This is a genomic window from Dehalococcoidales bacterium (assembly GCA_041656115.1).
In the GTDB taxonomy this organism is placed as follows: domain Bacteria; phylum Chloroflexota; class Dehalococcoidia; order Dehalococcoidales; family UBA5627; genus UBA5627.
In genome coordinates this window covers 40,133-51,688 of record JBBAED010000008.1, presented here as the reverse complement: position 1 = coordinate 51,688, position 11,556 = coordinate 40,133, and the positions used below count along the sequence as shown (strand labels likewise).

Below are 11,556 nucleotides of genomic sequence, written 5' to 3'. Positions count from 1 at the left end.
ATTGCACAAAATTCCTTGCTGCTGCCTCCCGTAGGAGTCTGGGCCGTGTCTCAGTCCCAGTGTGGCTGATCATCCTCTCAGACCAGCTATCGATCGTCGCCTTGGTAGGCCGTTACCCCACCAACTAGCTAATCGAACGCAAGCCCATCCAAAAGCGCCCGAAGGCTTTAATGACAGAACTTTACCTCTGTCACCACATGCGGTATTAGCTCCAGTTTCCCGAAGTTGTTCCCCACTTTAGGGCAGGTCACTTACGTGTTACTCACCCGTTTGCCACTATCTTGATAAATCAAGACCGTTCGACTTGCATGCATAACGCACGCCGCCAGCGTTTATCCTGAGCCAGGATCAAACTCTCCAAAAATTAACTTAATTTTTAGAATTTAATTGAACCTTCCTCTCGCTATCCAATTGTTAAGGTACTTTGTAACAGGGATTATAATACCATACTCAAAAGGCCTTGTCAATTTGCTTTTTGAGCTACTTGCACAAGATTATAAAGCATGGTTTTTAGGTATAAATCACGAGAACCATACCCTCATTACTTACCTATTATATCACAAAAAGAGTTTTTGTAAAAAGCTTTTTGATAATTTTACCAAATAATTTTTTTATTCTTTTAATAAAAGGAGTTGTGCTCTTAAAAAACAAGGCGGAAAATGTATTTCTCCAACCGCTCATATATTAATCTACGGTCTTATACCGCACCCTTATGATCCAATGAACTGTGCCCATCAAATCATGCCAAAATTTGCGGACCTTTTATTTGCATACCGTATTGAGAGTAGCAAAGAATCCAATATAAATTATGAAAGGACGGCTCGGCAATCTTTTTCAAATATCATTATTGTTATTTGTTGCACACGCGGGGCCCCGACATCCGCCCTGCTATCCATATCGATTGACTGTATATTACATTTCATTTAAACTGAATACATACATATTATTACAATTTACCCGCAAAATACCCCCCAAGGGAGAACAATTGTGTCACAAATCGAAAACATTGCCGCAGAGGCATCCGAAATCATTAAAAAATACAACGCAGACTACATTGAAGCACGTTTTGAAGAATCGACCTCCAATAATCTTTCCTACCGCGGTAAAAAACTGGATTCCATCAATTCCGGCCGCAGTATCGGCGGCAGTATCCGCGCCAATGTTAAAGGGGGATGGGGGTTTTCCAGCTTCAATAATCTTGATAACTTGTCAGAAAGGATAGAGCAGGCTATCAGCCAGGCAAAGCTGGTACCGCACTCCGATATCAAATTGCCGGAATCCGAACCTATCATGGATAAAATATTATTGGAAAAAGACAGGAATCCGCTCAAAATATCACTTGCCGAGAAAGAAGAGCTTGCCAATGAATACAATAATATCATCTGGCAAACACCGGGGCTGCAAACATCGGTTGTTAGCTACGGAGACAGTATTAAAAAATCTGTTTTTATTAATTCCGACGGCAGTTTCATTACCCAAGAAAGATCCGATATCACAATCTACCTTTTGGCGGTCGCTTCAAACGGTAATGAAGTTCAGCAATCGAGCCTCAGTTTAGGCAGCCGCGGAGATTTTACTCGTATCAAATCCCTGCACTCCGAGGTTAAAGCAATGGCCGATAAATCGGTGGCGCTTCTGAGGGCTCCGCAGGCAAAAGGTGGGGAATACACAGTAGTGCTTGATCCGGTACTGGCAGGGGTCTTTGTCCACGAGGCTTTTGGGCATCTTTCCGAAGCCGATTTTGTTTACGAGAACGAAAACCTGCGCCAATTAATGACCTTAGGGAAAGAATTCGGATCAAAAGAGTTAAATATTGTTGACAGCGCAAGCATAGAGGGGTTACGCGGCAGTTTCAAATACGATGATGAAGGCACCCCAACCACCAAAACCTATCTTATCAGGGAAGGCAAGTTATCCGGCAGGCTCCATTCCCGCGAAACCGCGGCTAAAATGGGAGAGCAAGCAACCGGAAACGCACGCTCGGTCAGTTATCGGTTTGCACCGATTGTCCGTATGACCAACACTTACATAGAGCCAAGAGATACTACCTTTGAGGAAATGATTGCCGATGTTAAAGAAGGGATTTATGCCAAAAACTGGTACGGCGGAACTACAAGTATGGAAATGTTTACTTTTTCCGCCGGTGAGGCTTATATGATAAGGAACGGGAAGATTGAAGAATTAATCCGTCCGGTAATGCTTACCGGCAACGTTTTTGAAACACTCAAAAATATTGATGCCATCGGCAACGATTTGGATATGAATGAAGGCGGAGGCTGCGGCAAGGGCGGACAATCCCCCCTGCCGGTTTCTAACGGCAGCCCGCATATTCGATTACAACATTGCCTGATAGGAGGCGCCTAATGGAAAGAATTCTGGAAGAAGCAAAAAAGGTTGCCGAAGCGGCTGAAGTTTTTATGGTTTCCGCCGAACAAACGCCGATTAAATTTGAAAATAATCGCCTTAAATCCATTTCAAGCAAACAAAGCCAAACGATAGCCTTAAGGCTCATCAAAAACGGCAAAGTCGGTTACAGTGTAACAAGCGATGTTAACGATATTGAGATGCTTGTCAGCTCAGCCTTGGCAACCGCCGAATTCGGCACAACCGCCAAGTTCGAGTTTCCCCCTGCCGCAAGCTACCCGCAAGTAGAAATATACGATCCGCAGATTGAATCCGTTTCGGCCGAGGATATGATTAAGCTCGGTGAAGGAATGATTGAAACGGTAAGGAAAGACTTCCCCGATGTTACTTGTGAGGGGGGTGTTACCAAAAGTATAACCACCGTTAAAATAATGAATACCTCCGGAGGCGGAGGCGAATATCGTAAAAGTATTTTCGGGATGGGGCTTGAGGGAACTGTCATACGCGATACGGATATGCTGTTTGTCGGTGAAGACGAGAGTTCCTGCCATCCTCTAACCGATATCGAACCGGTTACATCGGCTGTTATCAGACAATTGGAATGGGCAAAAGAACAAGGCAAAGCCCCTGATAAGGCGCTGCCGGTTATATTTACCCCAAGCGGGGTTGCCAGCGCACTGGTTTCACCATTAATTTCGGCGTTTAACGGCAAAAATGTATACGAAGGCGCTTCCCCGATAAGCGATAAATTGGGGAAAGCCGTTTTCGACAGTAAGCTATGTCTTCTTGATAACGCTACAATCCCGTTTTGCCCGGGCAGCCGCCCCTTTGATGATGAAGGGGTTGCCACTAAATGCACTACACTGGCGGAAAACGGGGTGCCTGTCGCTTTCTATTACGACCTACAAACGGCAGCTTTGGCCAACACGCACAGCACCGGAAACGGCGAGCGCAGCGGAAGCAGATTACCATCCGCCGCGGCCTCGGTGTTTGTTATCCGGCCCGGAAATGTCGCTTTTGAAGAAATGCTTGCGGATATTAAGGAAGGGCTTGTTATCGACTATGTTATGGGAGCGGAACAAGGCAACGTTTTGGGCGGCGATTTTGCCGGCAATGTGCTTTTGGGATATAAAATAGAAAATGGTAAAATAGCGGGAAGGGTTAAAAATACGATGGTATCCGGTAATATTTACCAAGTATTAAAAGATATTGCCGCCATCGGTAACGACTCAAAATGGATCGGAGGCTCGCTTAGTACGCCTTCGCTTTACATTCCAAGCTTATCGATATCTTCTAAAAAATAACAAGAAATACAACCCGGCATTATTAAATGCGGAGGTATACTAAATGGTAACAGGCTTAGTAAAAATAATTGCCCGCCCCAAATTAAACGCCCCAAATGTGCTGGCGGCGTGGCCCGGAATCAGCAATGTTGCAATGATTGTGGCAACCTACTTTGCGCGCAAGTTGGATTTAAAGGACCTTGCGGAGGTTAGGCCGGCCAATTTCTTTGACCCGATTGGGGTGTTGGTGCGCAATAATTTAATTGAAGACCCTCAATTCCCCCAAAGCCGATTTTATTACTGGAAAAACAAAAACGGGGGCAGCGATTTAATCCTTTTTATCGGGGATGCTCAACCGGCAGCCAAAAGCTATGAACTTGCCCATTGTGTGCTGGATGTAGCAGCCAGATTCAAAGCACAAAGGATTTATACCTGCGCTGCGGCACTGACCCAGATACACCATACCGAACAACCGCGCGTTTGGGGGGTTGGAACCAACGAAAATCTTGCCCAGGAATTGGCGGCTCGCAATTTATTAAAAGGCGGCAATTTACAAATATCCGGCCTTAACGGGCTGCTTTTGGGGGTAGCCAAAGAAAGGGCTATGGATGGGGTTTGCCTGTTAGGCGAAGTCCCGTCTTATGCTTCCAAACTGCAAAATCCAATGGCAGCCTTGGCAATCATTAACGTACTCAAGGAATTACTGGGAATCGACATCAATACAGACGAACTGTCACGTTTTGCCCATGAGACCCGCCAACAGATGAAGCAGGTGGCCGCAGAGGCAATGGAAGAATATATTGACTACTTTACCGAACCGATTTGGGAAAGCGGTGAAGACGATGATGAAGATGAAGAAGATATTGAGGATATAGATTAGCATGGATCCCAAAGATATGCCTTCGGATGATATTCGGCAAATAATAAATGATTTGGCGGATGAAGAAAAGCCGCCGATAAATAAACAATTGGTTGAATTAACCGATATTAAAGCAAGCGACCTCGTTTTTTTCGACCAGGTATGGCAAACGCTTAACCCGGAAAGAAAACTGCAAATAATAAATCGCCTTACGGAAATGGCAGAGGACTTAACGGAAGTTAACTTCGATGCAATTTTCAGACACCGCTTATATGACCCGGAACCCGAAATTCGTACTAAAGCAATTGAAGGCCTCTGGGAAAGCGAAGATTCATCGCTTATTAAGCCCTTTATTAAATTGATGCAAACCGACCCTTCATTGGAAGTAAGGCGCGCTTCTACGATGGCGCTCGGTAAATTTGCTATGCTGGCGGAAAACAAAAAGCTGGCTCCTGATTACATGCCGATATTATGTAAAACTTTATTGGAAACGTATGCTGAAAATAACGACATGGAATTAAAAAGGCGTGCCTTAGAAGCGGTTGCCCCCTTAAGCTTGCCGCGTGTCGAACAGGCAATTACCGAAGCCTATAACAGTGACGATATCAAACTAAAAGCCAGCGCACTCTATGCCATGGGCAGAAATTGTAAAATTGATTGGATTAACGATTTAATCAGAGAGCTTTCCGCCCCGATTGCCGAATTAAGATACGAAGCGGCCGGTGCTTGCGGAGAACTTGCAGAAGACACGGCTGTCCCCTATCTGATTGAAGCCGCAGAAGATAATGATATCAATGTTCGGTTAGCGGCTATTATCGCATTGGGAAAAATCGGCGGAGAAGAAGCTCAAGAATACCTTAAAGCCTGTTTGGAAGACGAAGGCGAAACCGTTAGAGAGGCAGCTCAGCATGCGCTTGATGATATTGATATCGTGACTCACCCCGGCTCTTTCCGTTGGACGGATTTGGAGGAATAATGTTTCGTAATATGCGTGTTATACTGCGCGAGAAAAAACCGGACGACGCCATTAACGATTACAAATGGAAAACGGATCCGGAACTGGCAAAACTGGACGCCTGCCAGCCGCTTACAATGCCCTTTAACGAATACGTATTTTTATATGTCAGCGAGTTGCAATTATCCCCGCTTGTAAAGCACGAGTTTTCTATTGAAACACATAACGGGGAGCACATCGGAAACTGCGCATATTATAATGTTAATCGGTTCAGACGCGAAGCCGAAATCGGCATCCTAATCGGTAACCGCGATTACTGGGATAAGGGCTACGGAAAAGAAGCCCTGGTTTTGTTGATAGACTATACTTTCGGTAAATATAACCTCAAAAGGGTCCACTTAAAAACACTCGAATGGAATATTCGGGCACAAAACTGCTTTTTGAAGTGCGGTTTTAACCACTGCGGCAAGAAAAAGACGGCAGAACACACCTTTATCTTAATGGAGCTGCCCGGCACAGAATGGGAAACCGCCAAAACAAACCTTTCTTTTATTCATTCAAAATCGAGCTAATCCAAGCTTTATAATGCTCGTAAAGTATTGACATTCGGCCAAAAGATAGATTATACTGGGCTCAAGCGAATAATAGATTAAACGGTGCTTGAGGATTACCCGGAACATCGGCACCTGTTTTTACTCGCACACTTTGCAATAAGCGTGATAGTTAAAGGAGGTACCGCCGCCATGAGTAAACAACCCTTTAAGAACGACGCCTTACGATTCATTTCTTTCCTTATTTTAATTGTTTTTGTGGCGACGATGCTGCCTGCTTGTAAAGATGATTTCTTGATTTCTTCCGGTACAAAAACGACAACATCCAAAACAACAACTGCCACGACATCCTCTACAGCCACTACATCGTCTAAAACCACGGCAACCTCTACAAAATCGACAACAACGCAATCTCCTGTCAAACCGAACGGCGAAATTGCCGGAACGTTTACCGGTGAAAATCTTAAAGTTGACTACGAAGGGGCTTCGCTTGAAATATCACCGATATGTTTGGATAGTAAAGCCGACGTAATTATCACCCCGGTTGAAAACTTGTTTATAAACGACGAAGCGCCGGTTACGGCCTTTGATTTTAAAATCGATACCACCGAAAAATTATCCGGGGTAATGACGGTTGTTATTCCTTTTGATAAATCACAGCTGGACCCCGAAACCGACCCCACAAAAGATATCGGAGCCTGCTACTTTAATGAAGCTACCGGTGAGTGGGAACCGGTTTCTTTTGAAGTTGACGCGCAAGCGGGAACCGTTATTATTACAACCGACCATCTTTCACTCTATGGCTGTTTTGAAATCAAAAAAGAATATACCCGAGCGGCCTATGTTGATTTTACAATCCCCTCACTTGCTGTCATTGGAGTCCACAGCCTTGCTGATATCCAAAGAGTAATTGATGAAGCTGTTAGTAACGGCATGTCTCCCGGCCCATCTGCCCTTGAACTGGGGAGCAGCGTTGTCGGGGATTGGCTCAGTATTTCGGGGGCGGGGCTTACCACACTCAACACAGCTATTTACACAACCGAATTAATTAACGGCTTAAGCAATGCGGTAACCAATATCGGGCTTTTAGCGGCAATCGCGCAGGCTGCCGTTGATTACCAAAAAGGCGACAGCGTTGCACTCCATACCAACCTTATTAAAAACCTTTCATACTTCGGTGTTTCCAAATTCGGCTCGGCATTCCTACAATTGGGATCAGTCGGTGTTTTTTGCATCGACTATGCATTAAACAAATTTGCAACCGAAGCATGGAGCGGGCGAGAAGATATTTACACCGAGGCTTATCGGCTTTACTACCTTCGTGAACCGGGCATGAAACGCAGCGCCAAAGATTGGTACGAGCGATTGTTAAAAATCACCAGGCAGGCTCAAACCCCCGAAGAATTAGAACAAAAAATTATGGAAGAAGTTGACAGTTATTGTCGGAAATTCTGGGAAAATGAAACGACCGTCGCTCTTTACCAAAGCGAAGCCCAAAATAACGGTTTTACCGGCGGGGGCGGCTTAAACGAGGACATGAAAAATAAAATATCCGGACGCCAGAAAAATGAATTATTAAACGAATATCTCTATCCGGTATTTATTCAGATTGGGCGCAAATTAGCTTCAGAACATCAAGCACAAATAGGTGTTGAGCTGAATAAAATAGCCAAAGAGCTGAACAAAATTGTAACCGTTCAATTAATTGACAGTGAATACGAAACGGCGACGCCCAAGCTTTCCGAAGCCAAATTCGCAGGACTTATCGCCCGTATTGCGCCATTGGCCGATGAGGTTCTTGACAAAGAAAAATGGCAGCAGGTAATCGATGATGACGGAAGGGCATCCCTACCCTTTAGGATATTAGGGCACATTATGGCCGGCTCTCCCAATAAAGTACTAATATTTGATGAGGATGACCCCGATACGATAATCAGGGAATATACTTTTAAAGTCACCCCTCCGGTATATCAAATCGATACGGCGGACACCTTGGTCATTAACACAATCGCTTACGCCAGTTCCGACACCAACTCAATCCCCGGTAACAGCGTCCGCGAAGCGCTTAAAGCCGCCAGTCCAATCAAAATCCCTTCAAGCGGGAAAATATATATTGATGTTCCTTACGTATCCGCTACTTACAAAGAGAGTGGAGGCATGAACTGGACAATTCAAGTTACCAATTTTGTTATGGAAGGAACATGGAGCAATATTAACGAAAAAGGAACGGCAAACGTCAGCTGCACTATTGTTGCTGACGGTATAGCCAAAGATGCTTATCCGGATGACCCGGGAATGCAAAAAAAATACGCTAAAACTGTGATGCATTATTACCTGGATTTGGAAGGAACGGTTTCCTTTACAAGGGAAGGTGACCAGTTTATTATTAAAGTTAAATCAACTTTCTCCCCCGATGTCAGTTCACTCTTAACGTATTATTATTTCCAAGACGATGAATGGCATGCCGGAGATAACCCGATTGCAGGTTATCCGGACGTTTTGAAAAATCGCTATTCCGGAACTAAAACTTGGACAATCCGTTTTGATATTTTGAACTAAGCTTTCCGTAACGACCGACGGAGGGATAAATGAGTTATTTATCCCTCCGTTTTATTTTAACTAAAGACAACCGGTTAAATTTTCCTTTCTTGGCAATAAATCCCTCAAAATATATCCAAAAGCCGATACCGTTATGCTATAATTCTAACGGTAATTTGCGAGAGGGAAACAGATGATAACGGAAACTCCTTTATTCGAAGCAAAACCGGATGATTCCTTTGCCATTCAAACCTTCAACCTAACACGTATATTCGGGAAAGTCGTGGCGGTTGATAATATTAACCTTAATGTTAAAAAAGGCGAGTTGTTCGCTTTTCTGGGTCCCAACGGGGCAGGCAAAACCACATCCATCAGTATGCTCTGTTGCCTGCTTAAGCCCTCAAGCGGGACGGCGCTGGTAATGGGACATGATATTAACAAATCCCCCTACCAGGTTAAATCCGTTATCGGTGTCTCGCCTCAAGATACCACTCTTTCCGATTTCTTAACCCCGATTGAAAACCTGGAACTGTTCGGGAACCTACACAGATTGCCTCCTAAACAAGTCAAAGAGAGGGCCCGCGAACTGGTTGAAACAATGGGGCTTGAGGACAGAGCTAATGATCAGGTAAGAAGGTTTTCCGGCGGGATGAAGCGCCGTTTAAATATCGCTATGGCGCTGATTAACGACCCACCGCTGATTATACTGGATGAACCGACACTCGGGTTGGACCCACAATCCAGGCGTGTCGTTTGGAAATACATCGCCCGTCTCAAAAAAGAGAAAACTGTTCTGCTTACAACCCACTATCTTGAGGAGGCCGATTTCTTAGCCGACCGCATCGGCATTATCGACGGCGGTAAAATTGTTGCCCTCGGCACCGCGCTTGATTTAAAAACCGATATGATTGACACGCGCACAATAGTTGTTAAAGCTTGGAACTTGGCACAAAAAACAATTGCACAACTGCAAGAAAAATACGAAGATGTTCAGGTCTCAAACGGAACAATGACAATTACCGATAAACAAGTCGATTTTAAAGAAATAGTGGATTACCTGCACAATTCGGGGGCAATTATTCGCTCGGCACATATTAAAGAACCGACCCTTGACGACGTCTTTATTAACATTACCGGAAAGGAGTTAAGGGAGTGAGCTTTTTATCCATTTTTAAAAGAACGCTTAAAGAAACCTATCGCGATGCACTGGCGCTTCTGTTTTTACTGGCCTTCCCGTTGGTTTTTATGCTCCTCTTCGGGTTCGCTTTCGGGGGTGAGATATCTGTAAATTACGGAGTGGGCATTGTCGATAACGATCAAAGCGAAATCTCAAAAGGATTTACCGATAATGCCCTACAATCGGCAGATATGCTTACCGTAAAAAACTACGCATCCGCTGACGACGCATTGGCAAACATAAAACTCGGCAATATTTCGTCCTATATTGTTATTCCGGAAGGATTCGGCGAAGAAGTGATGCTGATATGGCAAAAACTACCGGGTGAAATAAAGCTCGATTTAATTTACGATGAAAGTGATTTATCGACGGCATCAAATATAATTTCAATTATAAACTCGGTAGCGCGCTCTTATGCTAACATAGAAATACCGATTACCGTAAAAACAAACCCGATTAATATTGAATCCAAAATAACACAGATGGATTTTATCGCCCCGGGAATTATTGTCTTCGGTTTGCTGATAATGATTCCGACCGCCGGGCGCATAATGCTTCGCGATAAGGGAACAAGGTTTTTACAGAGAATGATGACTACCCCTACCCGCCCGTGGGAGTTTATTGTTGGTTACTCGCTAAGTATGGTAATTATCGCCATTATACAGGTTTTTGTATTTATCCTTCTCGGGTGGTTATTCGGGATGGATATTATCGGTAATATTTGGCTGGCACTGGTTATTTTTGTGCTGACTTCTTTATGCAGTATCGGTATCGGGATGGTAATTGCCTCGCTTGCCAAATCGGAAAATCAGGGTGAAGCGTTAAGTTGGTTATTCTCGATGCCGCTGGCAATCATATCAGGGGTTTGGTTTTCGATTGAATTTTTACCCTCATACGTTCGCATTTTCGCCGATTCGTTCCCCTATTCGCACGCCGTCAGCGCCGCGCGCGCTATTATTACCAGAGGTGCCGGAATTGAGGCCATCGGCAGCGACTTGTTGTTTTTGGTTATCTGGACAATTGCTGTTTTTGTTGTCGGAACCTTCTTTTTCCGACGCAACATGCGCAGTTAAAAGAGGGTAATAATAACGGTGTCATTCCGTTACCCCTTTTTGTCATCCTGAGCCCATTCCCATAAGAGAAAGCGAGGCAATTCTCCCTTGTCTTTGCGAGACCATTCCCGTAGGGAAGGCGAAGCAATCTCATATAAATAAAATTCCTTGGGGATTGCCACGTCACTCGCCAAGGGCTCGCTCCTCGCAAAGACATTTATAACTTGTCATTCTGAGCTTGCCGAAGAATCTAAGGGTTAGCGGATAGCGCACCGTTCGGTAACGGATTTTAGAGTGGGACGATGCCTCTTATCTGTCGCCGAGGATGCCTAATAGCCTACATTTCCCATCCTCTTAGATCCTTCACTGCGTTCAGGATGACAAAATGAGGGGACAAGATGACAAAAAAGGCTCGTTCGCCCTGAGCCTGTCGAAGGGTCCCACGAACGAGAAACCAAAGACTACCAACCGTCCGCCGTTATGGTTCGACAAGCTCACCACGAACGGCTGAGAAACACACTGCCTTTGCGACCGCAGCGAAGCAATTCTTCCCTGTCTTTGCGAGACCATTCCCGTAGGGAAGACGAAGCAATCTCATATAGATAAATCCGCAGGAGATTGCCACGTCACTCGCCAAGGGCTCGCTCCTTGCAAAGACATTTATAACTTGTCATTCTGAGCTTGCCGAAGAATCTAGGGGTTAACGGATAGTGCACCGTTCGATAGCGGATTTTAGAGTAGGACGATGCCTCTTCTTTAATTGCTGAGGCAGCCTCA

General features: G+C 44.8%; 8 protein-coding genes and 1 rRNA gene. 8 read left to right on the top strand and 1 reads right to left on the bottom strand.

Annotated features, from left to right (window positions below):
- A 16S ribosomal RNA gene (locus WC958_05520) occupies positions 1-364 on the bottom strand; the annotation flags it as partial.
- Positions 365-987: 623 nt separating this feature from the next.
- Here WC958_05520 and WC958_05515 point away from each other — a divergent pair.
- The 8 genes from WC958_05515 to WC958_05480 all read left to right on the top strand — a co-directional run bounded on the left by WC958_05515 (position 988) and on the right by WC958_05480 (position 10,800).
- Entirely contained in the window at positions 988-2,364 is a 1,377-nt protein-coding gene (locus tag WC958_05515) for a TldD/PmbA family protein (protein MFA5629688.1), read from the top strand.
- Complete coding sequence (locus WC958_05510; GenBank protein ID MFA5629687.1) at positions 2,364-3,668, top strand: TldD/PmbA family protein; 1,305 nt, start codon at positions 2,364-2,366, stop codon at positions 3,666-3,668. The genes WC958_05515 and WC958_05510 overlap by 1 nt, the downstream gene beginning before the upstream one ends.
- Positions 3,669-3,711: 43 nt before the next feature.
- A complete protein-coding gene (locus WC958_05505) occupies positions 3,712-4,527 on the top strand; it encodes a PAC2 family protein (protein ID MFA5629686.1) in 816 nt (271 codons plus the stop codon).
- 1 nt (position 4,528) lies between these two features.
- A complete protein-coding gene (locus tag WC958_05500; GenBank protein ID MFA5629685.1) occupies positions 4,529-5,482 on the top strand; it encodes a HEAT repeat domain-containing protein in 954 nt (317 codons plus the stop codon).
- A complete protein-coding gene (locus WC958_05495; protein MFA5629684.1) occupies positions 5,482-6,033 on the top strand; it encodes a GNAT family N-acetyltransferase in 552 nt (183 codons plus the stop codon). Before WC958_05500 ends, WC958_05495 begins: the two co-directional genes overlap by 1 nt.
- A 171-nt stretch (positions 6,034-6,204) precedes the next feature.
- The gene (locus WC958_05490) at positions 6,205-8,571 is read left to right on the top strand and encodes a hypothetical protein (GenBank protein ID MFA5629683.1); all 2,367 of its coding nucleotides are present in this window, start codon (positions 6,205-6,207) and stop codon (positions 8,569-8,571) included.
- Between the two features lie 172 nt (positions 8,572-8,743).
- Positions 8,744-9,706: an ABC transporter ATP-binding protein gene (locus WC958_05485; protein ID MFA5629682.1), complete on the top strand. Its 963-nt coding sequence runs from the start codon at positions 8,744-8,746 to the stop codon at positions 9,704-9,706.
- Complete coding sequence (locus WC958_05480; protein ID MFA5629681.1) at positions 9,703-10,800, top strand: ABC transporter permease; 1,098 nt, start codon at positions 9,703-9,705, stop codon at positions 10,798-10,800. The genes WC958_05485 and WC958_05480 overlap by 4 nt, the downstream gene beginning before the upstream one ends.
- Positions 10,801-11,556: the final 756 nt, after the last annotated feature.

Bases quoted from the DNA above. Each gene is read 5' to 3' on its own strand.
- WC958_05510 (MFA5629687.1), top strand. From the start codon at position 2,364: ATGGAAAGAATTCTGGAAGAAGCAAAAAAGGTTGCCGAAGCGGCTGAA.
- WC958_05505 (MFA5629686.1), top strand. From the start codon at position 3,712: ATGGTAACAGGCTTAGTAAAAATAATTGCCCGCCCCAAATTAAACGCC.
- WC958_05500 (MFA5629685.1), top strand. From the start codon at position 4,529: ATGGATCCCAAAGATATGCCTTCGGATGATATTCGGCAAATAATAAAT.
- WC958_05495 (MFA5629684.1), top strand. From the start codon at position 5,482: ATGTTTCGTAATATGCGTGTTATACTGCGCGAGAAAAAACCGGACGAC.
- WC958_05490 (MFA5629683.1), top strand. From the start codon at position 6,205: ATGAGTAAACAACCCTTTAAGAACGACGCCTTACGATTCATTTCTTTC.
- WC958_05485 (MFA5629682.1), top strand. From the start codon at position 8,744: ATGATAACGGAAACTCCTTTATTCGAAGCAAAACCGGATGATTCCTTT.